The sequence below is a fragment of the Pseudomonas sp. XP2 genome, assembly GCF_053557975.1.
Map to the genome: position 1 here is coordinate 80,097 of NZ_JBNRIK010000028.1, position 17,278 is coordinate 97,374.

Below are 17,278 nucleotides of genomic sequence, written 5' to 3' on the forward strand. Positions count from 1 at the left end.
AGCCCGTGCCATCCACCACCTGACCCAACGCAACTAAACATGGTCCTATAAGCACTTTTCTGCGCGCTGTGAACCCATAATCGGCAGTGTGGTGCCGGTTTTACCCGTTCTGAAGCTGATAATCAGCAAAGTAATGCCGGTTTCTGTATCTTCTAGAACGCTTCACCCCGGCCCCTATTGGGCATCTGCGCATCAAGGAGTCGTTGGCAGGCCTTCAGCCAAGTCGGAACTAGGCTTTCGCGCAAGCTGAGGTCGTGGACAGGACGAACGAATTTCTTGAGTACGCCGTGAATAATCTGGATAAGCGACTCGTGGAGTGGGGACTGCGATGAAAAAACTACAGCCTGAAGAGCGCGCCCAACTCGTAGAGGATATCGTCAAGCGCAACGCGGCGGGGCTCGATCCCATTGGGGCATCCATCCGCCGTCTGCGGCTCGAAGTCACCGGGCTTGACCAAGAGACCTTCGCGGCCATGTGCAAGATGTCCACGAAAAGCCTGTACGAACTGGAAAGCGGGAAGTCGAATCCGAAGCTCAGCACTTTGGACGCCGTGCTGCGTCTATTTGGCGTTCGGATGGGTATGGTGATGACTGCCAAAGACAAGCCCACTGCAACGCTCGTCGGCAACAATGCTGGCCAGTTGCAGGCGGGTGGGCCAATCGCTGTGGCCGCGCCGCTGGCTGGTTCCCACGTGGTGGCCGGACCGAAAAGAGGGAAAAGCCCTGCAGCGGTCAAAGCGAAGAAGGCAGTGTCGAGACCGCCATCGCCACGGGCACAGAAAAGCAGTCAGGAAAAGTGAGATTGATGTGGGATGCAAATAAAGTCTCATCCCAATTTCATCTAACTGATCGATTGCGGCATTAAGTCTGGTTGCTCGCACTAGTTCCAAACCATGACGGCATCGAAAGCAAAGCCAAAGGGAGCAGGCCAGTTGCTTGAGGTGGGCAATATCTTCCAGCTCGTTCTCTCTGACTTTTCCTACGATCTCGAGCGGCTATTCACATAGCCCCGAACCTTGCATTGCAACCCCCGCAGCGATACCGTACTCAAGTCGCGGCCAATTCCGCGACCGGGTTTGGCGACCCGAACGAAAAGGCGCATCGGCGCCCCCGACCACGATTGCAGGCGCTTTTTTTGCGTCCGCAGTTTCGTGTAATGGCGGCTGTGCGTGGGAGACCTTCGGGTCTGCCGAGTTCCTTTTCCTCGGTTCGCCAACCTGCGTACAGCTGCCACCCTAATCGTTTGGCGACGGTTAGCGTGGTGCTTCAATCGAAAAGGACCGCATGCATGCTCATCTCAAGTCCATCCAGGATCCTCGCATTCGTTCTCCACCGTCGTACCTCGACAGTCCCCGGCTACCTCACCGTCAGCCAATCCCGCTCCGTCTCCGCCCAACCGGAGGCACGCCATGACTGACCAAGAACGCCTCTCCACCATCCAAAGCTACGCCTGGACCCTCGAGCTACTAGGCGAGGCCCTGGTCCAGCACGATGAAATGCTGGAATGCGAACACAACCCGCAATTGAGCTTTCGCAACACGGCCGGTATCCATCAGGCGATTCGGATCATCAGCCGGTTGGCCAGTGAGCAGTGTGGGAAGGTGATGGAGGGCAACGGCCATGAGTTGGAGGGTTAGAGGAGGTCGTTGATGAGTGGGGGCCAGATGTGGGGGTTGCAGCTGGCTCCTTCTGTTGAGGCCGATGGTGGGTTATTCCTGCCAGGCCGGGGTATGGGGCTGCTGCGCAGCCCATCGCAGGCAAGCCAGCTCCTACACGGACCGCATATGGCCTGGAGTGTGTGCGTTGCTTGTGGCGAGCAATTTTATACGAAATACGCAGTACATTCGTACCCTCGAAAACTTGCGAAAACAGCCACCCAGCAATAAAGACCCTCAGTCGCCGAATCAGCGACGCGACCTTGGCCGGTCGGAATCGAAAGGCGCATCAGCCCCCAGTCTTCATCGCAGGCGCTTTTTTTGTGCGGTCATTAGCGACTTCAATGTCAGCCAATCCCGCTTCGTCTCCGTCCAATCGGAGGCCCGCCATGGAGCAGAGTGGTCAGGCCCCGGCTGGTCAGGGTGGGGCTTTGCTGTTTGGCGCTTCCTGCGCAGTGCGCCGCCGGCTAGCTGTTGAGCAGGGCAGTTGCTCGTACGCCCGGTGTTTGGTGCGCAGGTATAGATCAGTCTGCATTGAGCCAGTCGACTTCCCGCTCCTGAATGACCAACCTCAGGTCACCTTGATGTGCAGCGGGGTAACAAGCCAGGAAGGCGCCGACCGGGTAGAGGTAATGAGATTCGACTGGGTGCCCGTCGGCGCTTGTAAGCTTGATATCACAATCAGGGCTTTCGCACTGCGTCAGGTCGAAAGGTTGACCGGTTTGGGCATCGACAATTTTCCATAGGGAAGGATCGCTGGCTTTTATGGGCTGGACATCTACCACGCCATTGGCATTGGTGAATACGCCTTCGCCCAGATGCTCGCCGCTGCGTAGGTAAAGCCGATAGCCGCCATCAAAATGGCGGAAATACAGCACCAGCGATTGCGCACTGGCACCCCTGTCAAAGGTAATCAGCCCGCTGTCCCTACCTAGGTGCCAGTCTTCGTCTGAGCAATTGAACATGCCAATGGCACGGCCGCCATCCATGACAGGCTTCAAATTGTTGATGGGACTGCTGAGAATAATTGGCCCTGTGCACATGCTGTCCAGGGTATTCAGGGGGCAGCCGGCAATTTGCAGGGTTGCGGTGAAAGAAAGTTTCTTGTGATCGGTCATGGTGCGTTTCCGGTTGGTGAGCAAGACGGACAGGCTAAGCTGACCTGAATGGCACACCCATCCGGAACTGGTTCCGCGCAGCGGCGGGAGCCGGGCTCTACTCGCGCATCGTGTGGGGCGCTGCTTCATGGATTAAGCCAGGCATCACCTTGGGTGGTCTTTTCGCTTCAGCGGTCAATACTTCCCTTTATACGCAGGCGTGTTCCTGGTGGCGCGCGCCGCTGGGAGGTGTCAGGTGAACAAGCTAACAATCGTGGGTGCCGGCCTGGTCGGCGAGGCGGCGGCGCAGATCATCGCCCGGGATGAGTTGTGCCGTGAACTGGTGTTGATGGATGTACAGGGCGAGCTGGCGCAGGGCAAGGCGCTGGATGTGTGGCAGGCCGCTGTGGAGTCTGGTTCCGATACCCGGGTCTACGGTGGTGCCCAAGCCGAAATGCTCGACGGTTCCGAGCTGGTGGTGATTACCGCAGGCGTGCCGCGCAAGCCCGGGCAGTCGCGCCAGGATGTGCTGAGTATCAACCTGCCCATTCTCGATAGCATCATGGCCGACATCCAACACCATGCGCCGACAGCCACGGTGCTGGTGGTGTCCAACCCGGTCGATGTGCTGACTTATCGCGCCTGGAGCCTCAGCGGCCTTGGGCGCGCCAAGGTATTTGGCCAGGCAGGGGTGCTGGATACCGCGCGCATGAAGTGCTTCATTGCCGAGCAGACCGGGTTTTCCGCTCGGGATATTACGGCGCTGGTGCTCGGCGGGCATGGCGACAGCATGGTGCCGCTGATGCGCTACTGCCAGATCGGCTCGGTGCCGCTGTCGCACTTCCTGTCCGATGACCAGATAGAGCGGATCGTGGAGCGCACGCGCAAGGGCGGCGGCGAGATTCTGGGCTTGAAGAAGCTGGGCAGCGCCTGCGATGCGCCGGGCGTGGCCATTGCGCAGATGGTGGATGCCATCGCCAATGGGCGAAACCGTATCTTGCCGGCTGTGGCGATCCTGGAGGGCGAGTACGGGCGCACGGATATTGCCATGGGTGTGCCCTGTGTATTGTCAGACCAAGGGCTGGCGCGGGTGATCGAGTTGCCACTGGATGCGCAGGAACAGGCGATGTTCGACCATTCTGCGGATCAGGTGGCGCGGGATATTGCCGAGATGAAGACGCTTTGAGCGATGGCCGTGAGGGGCTGCCTGGCAGCCCCTGCGCGGCAAACGCTGGCGCTACCGCTGGTAAGCCTTGCCGAAATGCCGCTCCAGCCGTGCCTGCACCAGCTCCAGCAGGATCGACAGCACCCAGTAGATCACCGCCGCCGTGGTCAGCATCTCCAGGTAACGATAGCTCGACCGCCCGTAGGATTGCGCAAGGAACATGACCTCCCACACGCCCATCACCGAAATCAGCGAGGAGTCCTTGAGCATCGAGATGAACTGGTTGGCCGTGGGCGGAATGATCACCCGCATGGCCTGGGGCAGGATGACGTGGCAGAAGATCTGCCGCGTGCGCATGCCCAGGGCCAGCGCCGCTTCACGTTGCCCGCGCGCGACCCCGAGGATACCGGCACGGAAGATCTCGCTCAGGTAGGCCCCATAGTTCAGCGACAACGCGATGATGCCGGCACTGATGGCGCCCGGTACCAGGCCCAGTTGCGGGAGGCCCAGGTAGATCAGCAAGATCTGGATCAGCAGCGGTGTGCCGCGGAAGAACGAGGTGTAGAAGCTGGCAACACCCACCAGCACGGCGCTGTTCGACAACCGCGCCAGCGCGGCGGCAAAGCCCAGCAGCACCGAGACCACCATTGAGCACAGGCACAGGAACAAGGTGAGCGCCGCGCCCTGGAGAAAGCCGTTAGGCCCCAGCTTGAAGCCGGCGAGGTTCGGAAACTTCTCCAGGATGATCGCGAACTTCAGGTCAAAGCTGAGGAAAAACGCCACAAACAGGCCGAACAGCGCCAGCCAGGTCAGCAGTAACCGGGTACGGAAGCTGAACAGGCCGGCGCCCGCCGGCTTGACCACGGGCTTGGGGGAGGGGGGGAAGCTGCTCATTTGCTGATATCGGCGCCAATCCATTTTTGCGACAGCTTGGCCAGGGTGCCATCAGCCTTCAGCTCGGCAAATACCTGGCGCACCTTGGCGTCCCACTCAGGGTCGCCTTTTTCGATGGCTACCGAGTTCGGCTCCTCATACAGCGGTGCGCCGGCCAGCTTGAAGCGCTTGTCCTGGCTCAGGCGCGGCTGCGCGGTCACCAGGTTGGTGAGGATGGCATCCAGGCGCACCCCAGCCCCCAGGCCCAGGTCCTGGAAGGCGACGTTGTCGGTGTCGTAGGGCGCTATCTGCACGAAGTCGAAGGGGTATTCGAGTTTCTTGTCTTCGTCGCCTTCAATGACCAGATTCTTGTTCAGGTAGCTCTCGTAGCTCGATGCACTGGTCAGGCCCACCTTGCGGCCCTCCAGGTCCTTGGCGCCGTGGATGCGCTCATCCTTGGCATTGACCACGATCACCGCCGGTGAGGCGTAGTACTCCACCGGGAAGTCGAACACTTCGGCGCGGGCCTTGCTCGGGGTCATCGAGCAGATGCAGATGTCGTAGCGGCCGCTCCAGCGGCCAGCGGCGATCACGTCCCAGGACGGGGTTTCCAGGCGCAGCTTGACGCCCAGCTTGTCAGCCACGGCCTTGGCCACGTCCACATCGAAACCGTCCAGCTGGTTCTGGTCGTTGAGGAAGGAGAACGGCGGGTAGCTTTCCATCAGCACGTTGACCAGTTCCTTGCGCGATTCAACCCGCTCCAGCGTGGCGCCAGCAAAGGCCTGGGAAGCAGTGGCGAGCAGCACGAGGCCCGCACCGAGCACGGTAGAAAATCGCATGTACATACCTGATATGTTGGGCAAAGGAGTGATAGGGTATTTAATAGTTATAAACGTTCATGAACTAATGAATTTTATTCATAAGAACCTGCAGAGAAGTTATATGAAACAGCGAGCGATGGTCATTCTCGACGGCGGCATGGGCCGTGAACTGCAGCGCAGTGGGGCGCCATTCCGCCAGCCCGAATGGTCGGCACTGGCGCTGAGCGAGGCGCCGGAGGCGGTGGTTGGCGTGCACGCAGCGTTTATCGCCGCCGGTGCACAAGTCATCACCAGCAACAGTTATGCGGTAGTGCCCTTCCACATCGGCGAGGAGCGCTTTGCCAAGGAAGGGCAGCAACTGGCCAATATCGCCGGCCAGCTCGCGCGGCATGCGGCCGATACCGGCGCGCACCCGGTAAGGCTGGCAGGTTCCTTGCCACCGCTTTTCGGTTCTTACCGCCCGGACCTGTTCCAGCCTGAGCGCGTGGCCGAGGTATTGCTCCCCCTGCTCCAAGGCCTGGCCCCTCATGTGGACTTGTGGCTGGCAGAAACCCAAAGCTCGATTGCCGAGGTGCGGGCCATTCATCAGCACCTGCCTGAAGACGGCCGGCCGTTCTGGGTGTCGTTCACCTTGCAGGATGAAGAGGTGGACGCTGTGCCTCGGCTGCGCTCCGGCGAGCCGGTAGCCGATGCCATCGAGGCCGTGATCGGCCTGGGGGCTGCGGCGGTGCTGTTCAACTGCAGCCAGCCGGAAGTGATTGGTGCTGCAATCGATGTCGCCCGCGAGCTCACCCAGCAGCACAACGCCGACATCGCAATCGGTGCCTATGCCAACGCCTTCCCGCCACAGCCCAAGGAAGCCACCGCCAACGATGGCCTGGATGAGCTGCGCGAAGACCTCGATCCACCTGGTTACCTGGCCTGGGCTACCGACTGGCGTGAGCGCGGCGCCAGTCTGGTAGGCGGCTGCTGTGGTATCGGCCCGGAGCACATTGCCGAGCTCAAACGTAACCTGGGCTGATGTTTCAGCGCGGGTCTGGCAGGAAAGCGCAGCGGTAATTTTTGGGAAATGCCTGAACTGACGCTAAGGTTTGGGCATCTCTCATTCACCACGCGGCGAGGGTGGTCGAGTCTTGACCGCTCTCACCTGATGCGCAGCGCTGAACACCAGGAGTCATACTGCCTATGAATGCAGAGCAAAAACGCAGGAGCACCATCAACCCTCCCGTTTTCTTTACCAGTGCCATTCTGGTGCTGCTGTTGGTGCTGTACGCCACGGTTTTCCAGGAGCACGCTCAGCGTGTGTTCGAAGACGTGCAGCAATGGATCATCACCAACGCCAGCTGGTTCTACATCCTTACCGTGGCATTGGTACTGATCAGCGTGGTGTTCCTGGCGGTCAGCCGCTACGGCGATATCAAGCTGGGCCCGGACCACAGCGAGCCGGACTACCCCAACAAGAGCTGGTTCGCCATGCTGTTCTCGGCAGGCATGGGTATCGGCCTGATGTTCTTCGGCGTAGCCGAGCCTGTGATGCATTTCATCAACCCCCCGGTCGGTGAGCCAAATACCATCGCGGCAGCACGTGAAGCCATGAACATCACGTTCTTCCACTGGGGCCTGCATGCCTGGGCCATCTACGCCATCGTCGCGCTGATCCTGGCTTACTTCAGTTTCCGCAACGGGCTGCCATTGACGCTGCGTTCGGCGCTGTATCCTTTGATTGGCGAGCGCATCTACGGCCCGATCGGGCATGCTGTGGATATCTTTGCCATTCTGGGGACGGTATTTGGCGTGGCCACTTCGCTTGGCTACGGCGTGCTGCAGATCAACAGCGGCCTGCACCAGCTGTTCGGTTTGCCCGTCAGCACCACTGTGCAAGTCGTTCTCATCGCCGCCACCTGTGCCCTTGCCACGCTGTCGGTGGCCAGCGGGCTGGATAAAGGCATTCGCATTCTCTCCGAGCTCAACCTTGGCCTGGCAGTGATATTGATGCTGTTCGTGCTGGTCGTTGGCCCGACCGTGTTCCTGCTGCAGGCCTATGTTCAGAACACCGGCGCGTACCTGTCCGATATCGTCAACAAGACATTCAACCTGTTCGCCTACGAACCCACCGACTGGATCGGTGGCTGGACCCTGCTGTACTGGGGCTGGTGGCTGTCCTGGTCGCCTTTCGTAGGGCTGTTTATCGCGGGTATTTCCCGTGGTCGCACCATTCGCGAATTCGTCTGCGGCGTGTTGTTCGTACCGGCAGGTTTTACCCTGCTGTGGATGACTGTGTTCGGCGACACCGCCATTCACATGATCTTGCACGGGGGCGTGAGGGAGCTGGCGGCGGTTGTCGATCAGGACAGTTCGCTTGCGTTATTCGCGTTTCTCGAACACTTCCCGTGGTCGACAACGGTATCGTTAGTGGCGGTGCTGATGGTGGTGGTGTTCTTTGTCATCTCCGCGGACTCCGGGGCGCTGGTGGTAGACATGCTTGCCTCCTCGGGCAAAGGCCAATCGCCGCTGTGGCAGCGGGTGTTCTGGTCGGTGACCATGGGCGCAGTTGCCATTGCCTTGTTGCTGGCCAACGGCCTGAAAGCGCTGCAGGCAGCCACCATCGCCAGTGCCTTGCCATTCGCGGTCATCCTGCTGGTGGCGATCTGGGGCCTGTTCAAGGCCTTGGGCCTGGATGCCACCCGTCGTGGCCTGCGCACCCAGTCGCTGCCAGGCCAGCGCCAGCACCGGCAGAATCACGGTGGCTGGCAACGGCGCCTGCGCAACATCGCCATGATGCCGCGCAGGGCCCACGTTACCCGCTTTATCAATGATGTGGTCAAGCCCGCCTGCGACGAAGTGGCCCAGGAGCTGCGCAAGCAAGGTTACGAGGTTACGGTTGAGGAACGCGACGATGGCCGGGTCACGCTCGAGCTTTCCCACGCGGGCGAGGGCCGCTTCAAATATGAAGTTCGGCCGCGTGCGTACAATACCCCCAGCTTCGTCCTTCGCGAATCTGACGATAACAACGATGCTCGCAAGTATTTCCGCGCCGAGGTGTATCTGCTTGAGGGCGGGCAGGACTACGACGTGATGGGCTGGAGCCGCGAAGATGTGATTGGCGACATCCTGGACCAGTACGAGCGCCACCTGCACTACCTGCACGTGGTCAGTTGAGCCCCTTACGTGCGGGTCAGGCGAGGTATGGCCCGCACGTAACCCAGCTCGCACACCAGCTCCACCAACGTCTGCGTGATCACGGCAGCTGCTGCCAGGGTGCGCAAATGCTCGGGCAAGGCCAGTGCCAGCGGCAACACCACCAGCGAATTGCGGGTCGATGCGCTGAACATCACCGAACGCGCCTCGGTGGCTGGCAGGCGCAGCAGACGGGCCGAAACGAACCCGAGCGCTGGCGCCAGCAGCATGAAACCGATGTACACCGGGATCACCGGCAGCAAGCGGTCGAAATCGCGTAGCACCACGGCAATTTGCGAAGCGATCACAACCATCAGTACCAAGGCCATCGCCGGTACGGGTAACCACGCCCAGGCGTCATTCCAGGTTGCGACTTTACGCGAGTGGCGGGCACCGGCGCTGGTCAGCACCGCAAGGGCCATTGGCATCACGATCAGTAGCACGAAGGCTTCCACGAACGGGGTGATGGAGATGGCCACCTGGCTGCTGTCGCCCAGCATCAATGCCAGATACACCGGCAGCAGCACCAGTTGCACCAGCAGCAGCACGGGGGTGGCGGCCAAAGTCAGGCGCGAGTCGCCTTTGCCGATGTGGGTGAACACCACCACGTAGTCGATGCAGGGTGTGAGCAGTACCAGCAGGGCGCCGATGAGCAACGCCGGGTGTTCGACCAGCCCGCGGGTGATGCCCCAGACCAGTAGCGGCACCAGGATGAAGTTGGCGAGCAGCAGGGCAGCGATGAACCGGCGGTTGCCCAGGCCCTGGCGCAGGTCGAGAAAAGGGATCTGCAGGAACATTGCGTACATCAGCACGGCGATGGCGGGGGTGACCAGTGCCTCCAGGTGGCGGGCGCTGTCACTGGCCAGCAAGCCGAAGGCGATGGCGGCAAACACTGCGGCGAAGTAGATCAGGGTCTGATGGGTTTCGAGTTGTTCTCTGGTCAAGAGGAGGCCTGTGCTCAATAGCTAAAGAGCACAGGGTAATCGTTGGCGGCATTGGGTGCTCGCCTGAATCATTGCTCTTGCGGCCTTGGCCCCCCAGCTACCTATATCTCATCCGGGTCGCTCAACCATGCGGCGTTACGCTCCAGAATGTTGAGGGTCAGGCGCATCCTCTCATCGCGCTTGGCAAATACATAGGTGTGCGCAGCGTCGAAACGCTTGTGGCGATGCAGGCACATACCGGAGGCACGCTCACGTAACACGCAATGGAAGGTGTTCACAGGAATGTCCGAGAGTATCAGCGCGCCGTTGGGGCCGAGCAGCTCGAAGCAGGCGGGGGCGAGAGTTTGGGTTGGGTAGGCACCGATTTCCCCATGCCTGCCTCGGCTGATGCCTTTGCCGAAATGGTTGCCAGGCGTTCTTACATACAAGTAGTAACCTTCTTCGAAGTGGCGAAAGTACAGCGTCGGAGGGGGCGGCGCGTTTTCAACGGGCAGGTGGCCTAACAGGTGCGAGTCATCCCGCTCGCTGAACCTGCCACTGAAAACACCACCACCGCTACCTGCGAGCAGGATTCTGGCTGGCTGCCCCAGCAGCACATCCAGGAAGTTCAGGTGCGCACCTGGGGCACTGAGCTGGGCGATGAATGATTGTTGCCGGTGGCTATACATGGTGATGACCCTTGCTGTGGAAAGAGGCGATCTTAAGAGTCGCCTCCCACACCGCCGCAGCGGGTGATCGTTCCCTGATGCGAAAGCCCCGGCACTGTTTGCGCATGTGGGGCAAGCGACTCAGCGTCGCGCCCAGTCCACTCCGCGCTCGGTAATGTTCAGCCGTAAGCTGGTGGCAGGCTTGGAACGCAGGGTGATCAGATAGCCCCCTTCGCCATTGGCAATCAAATGGGTGGCCAAGCTTTGCCCGGACGCAGCGCACGCCAGGTTGATGATGGAAAAGTCGACAGCCATGCCTGCAAGGTCGAGGGGGGGCTGGGTGTGGGGATTGCGCATCTGCCACGGGGTCGGGTCGCTGCCCTCAATAGGGCTGACCATGGCAACGCCATATTTGCTTTTGAACACGCCTTGGCCGTCATGCTCGCCGCCCCTGATGTACAGGCGGTAGCCTTCAGGGGTGTGACGGAAGTAGAACAGCACGGGCGCCACGTCGCCTGTGACGTGAAAATCGACATGCCCTGCTTCTCGGGCATCGTCCCAAGCGTCATCGGGTGTGCTTAGCACGCCCAGTGCATGGGTCACGTCCATCAACCCCAGGTTAGTGTCGGGGTGGGCAACCCTGATGGTGCCTTCGGTGGCTTCGCTCAGGATGGTCAGGGGGTGACCGTTGACTAACAAGGTAGCGGTGAAGGACAGCGCTTGATGATCAGCCATTGCGGGCTCCAGGTGGGCGTAGTAAGGAGACCGCAGGCTAGGGCAGCCTCAGCGGGATGCCCATTTGGCCCTGTTTCCGATAGACATGAAAAAGCCCGGCACAGAGGCCGGGCTTTTCACATCAGGCTAATGCCAATCAGTTGCCGTATACCGGCAGCTTCTTGCAGATGGCCTTGACCTTCTCACGTACGGCGTCGATCACCGCTTCGTTGTTCAGGTCAGCCAGGATGTCGCAGATCCAGCCAGCCAGTTCCTTGCACTCGGCTTCCTTGAAACCACGGGTGGTGACGGCTGGGGTGCCGAAACGCAGGCCCGAGGTGACGAACGGCGAACGTGGGTCGTTCGGTACCGAGTTCTTGTTGACGGTGATGAAGGCTTTGCCCAAGGCGGCGTCAGCGTCCTTGCCGGAGATTTCCTGCTTGATCAGCGACAGCAGGAACAGGTGGTTCTGGGTGCCACCGGACACCACGTCGAAACCACGCTCGATGAACACGCTGGCCATGGCCTGGGCGTTTTTCACGACCTGTTGCTGGTAAGCCTTGAACTCAGGCTGCAGGGCTTCCTTGAAGCAGATGGCCTTGGCGGCGATCACGTGCTCCAGCGGGCCGCCTTGGGCGCCCGGGAATACAGCCGAGTTCAGCTTCTTCTCGATGTCGGCGTTGGCACGGGCCAGGATCAGGCCGCCACGTGGACCGCGCAGGGTCTTGTGGGTGGTGGTGGTGACCACGTCGGCGAACGGAACAGGGTTCGGGTACACGCCAGCGGCAACCAGGCCGGCAACGTGGGCCATGTCGACGAACAGGTAGGCACCGACCTTGTCGGCGATGGCGCGGAAGCGGGCGAAGTCCAGAACCTGCGAGTAGGCCGAGAAGCCGGCAACGATCATTTTCGGCTTGTGCTCGACCGCCAGGCGCTCGACTTCGTCGTAGTCGATCAGCCCGTTGCCGTCGATGCCGTACTGGATGGCGTTGTACAGCTTGCCCGACGAGCTTACCGAAGCACCGTGGGTCAGGTGGCCACCGTGGGCCAGGCTCATGCCCAGAATGGTGTCACCGGCCGACAGCAGGGCCAGGTAGACAGCTGCGTTGGCCTGGGAACCAGCGTGCGGCTGGACGTTGGCGTAATCGGCGCCGAACAGTTCCTTGGCACGGTCGATGGCCAGTTGCTCGACGATGTCGACGTACTCGCAACCACCGTAGTAACGCTTGCCTGGGTAGCCTTCGGCGTACTTGTTGGTCAGGACCGAGCCCTGAGCTTCCATGACTGCCGGGCTGGTGTAGTTTTCCGAAGCGATCAGCTCGATATGCTCTTCCTGGCGCAGGGCTTCTTGCTGCATGGCTTCGAAGAGCTCGGCGTCGTACTTGGCAATGGTCAAATCACGGCTGAACATGGCGGTCCTCAAGGATCGGGGTAGTTTGGGGGGGCATTCTAACCGATTGATTCGCGGCTGGCATATGAAGTGGCATCAAGTCGCGGACCAATGGGGCTCATGTTGCATCCCGCGCCGTGTCTGGGCTGGGCGGGCGTCCGAGTTGACTTTCAGGTCCGTTTTTTGGGGCGCTTATGGCCCCATCGCCGGCAAGCCGGTCCCCACAGGATTTGCGCTGGCCTTGAGGCTGATGCATCACTTGTGGGCGCTGGCTTGCCGGCGATGAGGCCAGTGCAGGTACCGCATCAATGGAACATGAACAGCGTTTCGTTGGAGAACTGCGCCTCGAACTGGTGTGCCGGCATCGGTCGGCCGAACAGGTAGCCCTGCACTTCGTCGCAGCCATGTTCGCGCAGGAACTCCAGCTGCTCGTGGGTTTCCACGCCCTCGGCGATTACCGCCAGGTTGAGGCTGTGGGCCATGGCGATGATTGCCCGGGCAATCTGCGCGTCCTGCTCGCCCTCGGGCAGGCCGTCGACGAAGGTGCGGTCGATCTTGAGCACGTCGATGGGGAACTGCTTGAGGTAGTTGAGCGATGAGTAGCCGGTGCCGAAGTCGTCCACCGCAATGCTCAGGCCCAGGTTTTTCAGGCTGGCAAGAATCTGCAGCGCCTCGCTCACCTCGCGCATCAGAATGCTTTCGGTCAGCTCCAGCTCCAGGCAGGCCGGCGGCAGGCCGCTTTCTTCAAGAATGTTGGCAATCCGCGTGCCCAGCTGGCCGTCGGAGAACTGCCGCGCCGAAATGTTCACCGACACTTTCGGCACCCGCACCTTGGCCTTGTGCCAGGCCTTGAGTTGGCGGCTGGCCTCGCGCAGGACCCAGTCGCCCACGTCCACGACCAGGCCCAGTTCCTCGATCACCGGGATAAAGTCGCCCGGCGGTACCAGGCCACGGGTTGGGTGGCGCCAGCGCAGCAGTGCTTCGGCGCCGGTCAGGCGTTTGCCGTCGCCACTGAACTGCGGCTGGTAGTAGAGGATGAATTCGTTCTGCTCCATGGCGTGGCGCAGGTCGCTTTCCAGCTCCAGCCGCTCCAGGGCGCTGGCGTTCATCTCGGCCTGGTAGAACTGGAAGTTGTTCTTGCCGCGTTCCTTGGCGTGGTACATGGCGGTGTCGGCGTTTTTCATCAGCTGGCTCAGCTCGCTGCCATCCTGCGGGCTGAGGGCGATGCCGATACTGGCAGTGACGAAGAACTCGCGGTTTTCCAGCACGAATGGCCGCACCAGGCTGCCGAGGATGTTCTCGGCCACGTGGATGGCGCGGTTCAGTGCCAGCTCGCGGCTGGGGCGCGGTTGCAGCAACAGGGTAAATTCGTCGCCGCCCATGCGCGCCACAGTGTCGTCGTCATCCACGCAGGCCAGCAGGCGCAGGGCCATGTCCTTGAGCATGCGATCGCCCGCGGCATGGCCGAGGGAGTCGTTGATCGGCTTGAAACGGTCCAGGTCGAGGAACATCAGTACCACCCAGGCCTTCTGCCGCTCCGCCTGCTGCAGGGCGTTGTACAGGCGGTCCTGGAACAGCGTGCGGTTGGGCAGGTGGGTGAGGGCGTCGTAGTAGGCCAGGCGGTGAATGCGCTGTTCGCTGGCCTTGCGCTCGCTGATGTCGGTGAAGAAGCACACGTAGCTGGCCAGGTCGCCCTCGTCGTCCAGTACTGCAGTAATGCCGACCCATGCCGGGTAGTGGTCGCCGTCACGGCGCTTGAGCCACACCTCGCCCTCCCAGCTGCCGCGCTGGTGCAGTTGCTTGACCACATAGCGCAGGTGCCCTTCCTGCTGTTCGTCGACGGTGAGCATGCCCGGTAACTGGTCGAGCACTTCACTGACGGCATAACCACTGACGCGGCTGAACGCCTCGTTGGCCTGCACGATATAGCCGGCCGGGTCGGTGATGAGGATGGCCGAAGTGGAATGCTCGAATACCGTTGCGGCCATGCGCAGGTCTTTTTCGGCACGCCGTTGCTGGCTGATGTCACGGCCCACCCCAAGCACGCCTTCGAAGCGCTGGTCATCGTCCCACACCAGCACCAGGCGCAGTTCGATGGGGATCTTGCGACCATCGCCGCGCAGGCAGTCGAACACGAACAGCTGGGTCGGCAGCTGGCTGCGCAGCTGGGCCAGTTGAACCGGGTCGCCCATGGCCTTGCTCACGCGTTCCATCAGGCTGTAGATGCCGGTGAGCTGGGCCGGGTTGGCGACGATCGACTGCCAGCCGTTGGCGAAAATCCAGTCAGCCCGGTAGCCCAGCACGCTCTGCACCGAAGGGCTGACATAGTTGAGCCTGAGCAGGCTGTCGGTGGAGAAGATCACGTCGCTGATGCTTTCGGCGAGCATCCGGTAGCGCTGTTCGCTGTCGCGCAGCGACTGGCTGGCCTCGATCTGCACGGTCACGTCCTTGCCCACGCCGATGATGCGCGTTACCAGGCCTTCGGCATCACGGGTCAGCACCTGCTCGCGGATGTCATAGCAGCGCCAGCCGCCATCATGGTGGCGGAAGCGCAACTGGCAGTGCAGCGGTTGGTCATGGCCGCTGTCACGCTGTTGCTGGCGCAAGGCCTGATAGTGCGCGGCGTCTTCGGGATGCAGCAGCAACTCCCAGAAGCGGTCGCCCATTTGCGCAAGCTCGGTACGGTCGTAACCCAGGGTCTGGCCAAGGTGGCGATTGCTGAAGATCATCCGCTGGCTGTGCACGTCCTGCACGTACAACTGGTCGGGGACGGTGCGCACCACATCCGACCAGAAGCTTTCACGCTCCAGCAGCGACAGTTCCACCTGCTTGCGGCTGGTGATGTCGCTGATGCTGAGAATGACTGCCTGGTAGTCGCGGCGCTGCTGCGGCAGGCGTGCCATCAGCCACAGATGCAACTCGCCGCCCAGCGGCGCCGGCAGGCGTACTTCCAGCTCCAGCAGCGGGCGTTGTTCGATCAGCGCGTCGATCAGTTGCATGCCGATGCTGTCGCGGCCATCGCCAGTGCCGTCGATCAGCCGCTGCCAGGCTCCTGCGTGGCAGTCGATGTTCAGCAGCTGGCGCGCGACCTGGTTGACCTCGGTGATTTTCAGTTCCAGCAGCAGCGAGCGACGCAGGTTTGGGTCCAGCGCCAGGCTGTGCTTGAGCGCGGCGCGGTTGCGCAGGTGGTAGCGGTCGAGCTGGCCAGGCAGGCTGGACAGATCGAGCACACACAAGGCCACGCCGGTGCCTTCGAAAATTTCCTGGTAACGCCGGCGGTCCTCCTGCAGCGCGCGCTGGCGGCGGCGCATATTGATCAGGGCCAGCACCGGCAGCAGGGCGCAGAACAGCACCAGCAGACACTTGCCGATCAGTGCAGGCAGCAGTTTCTGCTGGGTCAGTTGCGCGTCGAACAGGCCGCGCAGTTGCCAGGTGCTGTTGTCTATAAAGGCCAGCATCACGCTCTGCAGCGGCTCGCTGCCGGTGTCGGTTGGCGCGTGGCGCTGCAGTACCTCGCCGCTGCGGCTGTTTTCCAGCAGCCACAGGGGGTGGCCGGCGCCATCAAGGTGGGTGGTGAGGGTGCTGTAATAGTCTGGCGACAGGCGCAGCAGCCAGTAGCCACGGTCCTGCTCGGGGGACTGGCGCAGCAGCAGATAGAGGGTACGGTTGTCGGCTGAATTGGTGAAGAAGTACGGGCGGCCCAGGTTCAGCGTGAGCAACTCGCCGAGCAACTGGCGGTCGGGGCTGCCGGGCAGGCTGTCGGCGCGCAGTTGCCCTGCGTTGTCCAGCCAGGCCACGCTCTGCAGCGCAGGCAGGCGCTCGCGCAGGGTATGCAGAAGGCTCGGCAGGGCGGCAGGCTGCGGCGCATTTACGTAAGGCTGCAGCACATTCACCGCCTGCTGCGCCTTGAACGCCATGTTCAGGCTCAGGTGGTCGGCCAGTTCTGCAGTGGCATCCAGGCTTTGTTTGCGCAGGTCGGCCTGGGTGTGGTTGAACTGGGCGAAAAGCTGCCACAGCAGCAGGCCCAGCAGGATCAGGGCAAGCATCGCCAGCGCACCCTTGACCGACCCGCGCAGGGTAGCGGCGGGCGCCTGTGGCGCGGTACGCAATGTCGACGGATGAGTAAGGTTGGTCAAGCGTTGATCCTGCGATTGGGCTGGCGATGGCAGGGAAGGATCATGCACGGTGGCGCACTATAAGCCGGACACCCGAAACCGGCTAGCATGCCTAGGATTATGGCAAAGTGCCAGCCATGTTGACCGATGGTGCCTGCCCGGTGGTTCGGCAAGCCCCTGCAACCTGTGCGAGAATAGCCGCCGCTTCACATGACAACGCATCGGAGATGTTCGGTTTTGGTTACTCACTTTTCCTCCAATGGCCTCGATTCCGCCTGCGGGCGCAGCAGTCAGACCCTTGTCAGCACTGCCGTGACCGAGGACGTATCCTGCAAGTCTTGCCAGCGCTCGCTGGTCAAACCTGACGCTGGCGCCAGCGCCAAGAGCAAAGCGCCATCGCTGGCTGAACTGCGCAAGACCGCCAAAGCGGCAGCAGCGCCAGCGCCGGCAGTGGCTACGGCCAAGGCTGCTGCCAAGGTGGTCGGCACTGCGCCTGCGGCTGCCAGGCCGGCTCATGTGGCCGAGCAGCAACCTGCCCGCAGCGGCGGCTTCAGCGTGAAGTCCGCCTGGGCCGCGCGCCTGGCCGAGCAGGGCGACCGTTGCCGGTTGCCGCGGGGCAAGGCCAAACAGCGCCACGTCTGAGCCATCTCGGCTGCTGTGCCGGCCTCTTCGCGGGTAAAT

Annotated in this window: 14 protein-coding genes; 6 read left to right on the top strand and 8 right to left on the bottom strand. The window is 61.7% G+C overall.

All coding sequences use genetic code 11. The features are described 5' to 3' along the window. Positions 1-328 precede the first annotated feature (328 nt). Positions 329-799, top strand: coding sequence for a helix-turn-helix domain-containing protein (locus ACK1VC_RS23920; RefSeq protein WP_191087245.1), 471 nt, complete (start codon positions 329-331; stop codon positions 797-799). Positions 800-1,408: 609 nt separating this feature from the next. After that, positions 1,409-1,636, top strand: coding sequence for a hypothetical protein (locus tag ACK1VC_RS23925; protein ID WP_024717660.1), 228 nt, complete (start codon positions 1,409-1,411; stop codon positions 1,634-1,636). 542 nt (positions 1,637-2,178) lie between these two features. On the opposite strand, the gene ACK1VC_RS23930 is transcribed toward ACK1VC_RS23925, so the two are convergent. Continuing rightward, entirely contained in the window at positions 2,179-2,772 is a 594-nt protein-coding gene (locus ACK1VC_RS23930; protein WP_191087246.1) for a hypothetical protein, read from the bottom strand. 235 nt (positions 2,773-3,007) lie between these two features. Between ACK1VC_RS23930 and ACK1VC_RS23935 the strand changes: the two genes are divergently transcribed. Next, the gene (locus ACK1VC_RS23935; RefSeq protein ID WP_031311834.1) at positions 3,008-3,937 is read left to right on the top strand and encodes a malate dehydrogenase; all 930 of its coding nucleotides are present in this window, start codon (positions 3,008-3,010) and stop codon (positions 3,935-3,937) included. Positions 3,938-3,988: 51 nt separating this feature from the next. Here ACK1VC_RS23935 and ACK1VC_RS23940 read toward each other — a convergent pair whose 3' ends face one another. After that, a complete protein-coding gene (locus ACK1VC_RS23940) occupies positions 3,989-4,810 on the bottom strand; it encodes an amino acid ABC transporter permease (protein WP_095115885.1) in 822 nt (273 codons plus the stop codon). Then, positions 4,807-5,628, bottom strand: coding sequence for an ABC transporter substrate-binding protein (locus ACK1VC_RS23945; protein WP_023047457.1), 822 nt, complete (start codon positions 5,626-5,628; stop codon positions 4,807-4,809). The genes ACK1VC_RS23940 and ACK1VC_RS23945 overlap by 4 nt, the downstream gene beginning before the upstream one ends. Before the next feature lie 118 nt (positions 5,629-5,746). Between ACK1VC_RS23945 and ACK1VC_RS23950 the strand changes: the two genes are divergently transcribed. Together ACK1VC_RS23950 and ACK1VC_RS23955 are read left to right on the top strand one after the other, a co-directional pair. Next, positions 5,747-6,631 carry a homocysteine S-methyltransferase family protein gene (locus tag ACK1VC_RS23950; protein ID WP_191087839.1) on the top strand — a complete coding sequence of 295 codons (885 nt, stop codon included), beginning with the start codon at positions 5,747-5,749 and terminating at the stop codon, positions 6,629-6,631. Between the two features lie 164 nt (positions 6,632-6,795). Then, entirely contained in the window at positions 6,796-8,769 is a 1,974-nt protein-coding gene (locus tag ACK1VC_RS23955; RefSeq protein WP_449118055.1) for a BCCT family transporter, read from the top strand. Between the two features lie 5 nt (positions 8,770-8,774). Here the strand turns inward: ACK1VC_RS23955 and ACK1VC_RS23960 are convergent, their stop codons facing one another. The 5 genes from ACK1VC_RS23960 to ACK1VC_RS23980 all read right to left on the bottom strand — a co-directional run bounded on the left by ACK1VC_RS23960 (position 8,775) and on the right by ACK1VC_RS23980 (position 16,618). Continuing rightward, entirely contained in the window at positions 8,775-9,731 is a 957-nt protein-coding gene (locus ACK1VC_RS23960; protein ID WP_016484814.1) for an arsenic resistance protein, read from the bottom strand. Positions 9,732-9,832: 101 nt separating this feature from the next. Continuing rightward, positions 9,833-10,399: a hypothetical protein gene (locus tag ACK1VC_RS23965; protein WP_449118056.1), complete on the bottom strand. Its 567-nt coding sequence runs from the start codon at positions 10,397-10,399 to the stop codon at positions 9,833-9,835. Between the two features lie 120 nt (positions 10,400-10,519). Then, entirely contained in the window at positions 10,520-11,113 is a 594-nt protein-coding gene (locus ACK1VC_RS23970) for a hypothetical protein (RefSeq protein ID WP_191087248.1), read from the bottom strand. 136 nt (positions 11,114-11,249) lie between these two features. Beyond that, entirely contained in the window at positions 11,250-12,503 is a 1,254-nt protein-coding gene (gene glyA, locus ACK1VC_RS23975; RefSeq protein WP_012270418.1) for a serine hydroxymethyltransferase, read from the bottom strand. A 284-nt stretch (positions 12,504-12,787) separates the two neighbouring features. Then, positions 12,788-16,618: a sensor domain-containing protein gene (locus tag ACK1VC_RS23980; RefSeq protein WP_016484817.1), complete on the bottom strand. Its 3,831-nt coding sequence runs from the start codon at positions 16,616-16,618 to the stop codon at positions 12,788-12,790. Between the two features lie 216 nt (positions 16,619-16,834). Between ACK1VC_RS23980 and ACK1VC_RS23985 the strand changes: the two genes are divergently transcribed. Beyond that, positions 16,835-17,239, top strand: a complete 405-nt coding sequence (locus ACK1VC_RS23985) for a hypothetical protein (RefSeq protein WP_016484818.1) — start codon at positions 16,835-16,837, stop codon at positions 17,237-17,239. The last annotated feature ends 39 nt before the right edge of the window (positions 17,240-17,278 follow it).

Bases quoted from the DNA above. Each gene is read 5' to 3' on its own strand.
- ACK1VC_RS23940 (WP_095115885.1), bottom strand. From the start codon at position 4,810: ATGAGCAGCTTCCCCCCCTCCCCCAAGCCCGTGGTCAAGCCGGCGGGC.
- ACK1VC_RS23930 (WP_191087246.1), bottom strand. From the start codon at position 2,772: ATGACCGATCACAAGAAACTTTCTTTCACCGCAACCCTGCAAATTGCC.
- ACK1VC_RS23945 (WP_023047457.1), bottom strand. From the start codon at position 5,628: ATGCGATTTTCTACCGTGCTCGGTGCGGGCCTCGTGCTGCTCGCCACT.
- ACK1VC_RS23955 (WP_449118055.1), top strand. From the start codon at position 6,796: ATGAATGCAGAGCAAAAACGCAGGAGCACCATCAACCCTCCCGTTTTC.
- ACK1VC_RS23965 (WP_449118056.1), bottom strand. From the start codon at position 10,399: ATGTATAGCCACCGGCAACAATCATTCATCGCCCAGCTCAGTGCCCCA.
- ACK1VC_RS23970 (WP_191087248.1), bottom strand. From the start codon at position 11,113: ATGGCTGATCATCAAGCGCTGTCCTTCACCGCTACCTTGTTAGTCAAC.
- ACK1VC_RS23950 (WP_191087839.1), top strand. From the start codon at position 5,747: ATGGTCATTCTCGACGGCGGCATGGGCCGTGAACTGCAGCGCAGTGGG.
- glyA (WP_012270418.1), bottom strand. From the start codon at position 12,503: ATGTTCAGCCGTGATTTGACCATTGCCAAGTACGACGCCGAGCTCTTC.
- ACK1VC_RS23925 (WP_024717660.1), top strand. From the start codon at position 1,409: ATGACTGACCAAGAACGCCTCTCCACCATCCAAAGCTACGCCTGGACC.
- ACK1VC_RS23920 (WP_191087245.1), top strand. From the start codon at position 329: ATGAAAAAACTACAGCCTGAAGAGCGCGCCCAACTCGTAGAGGATATC.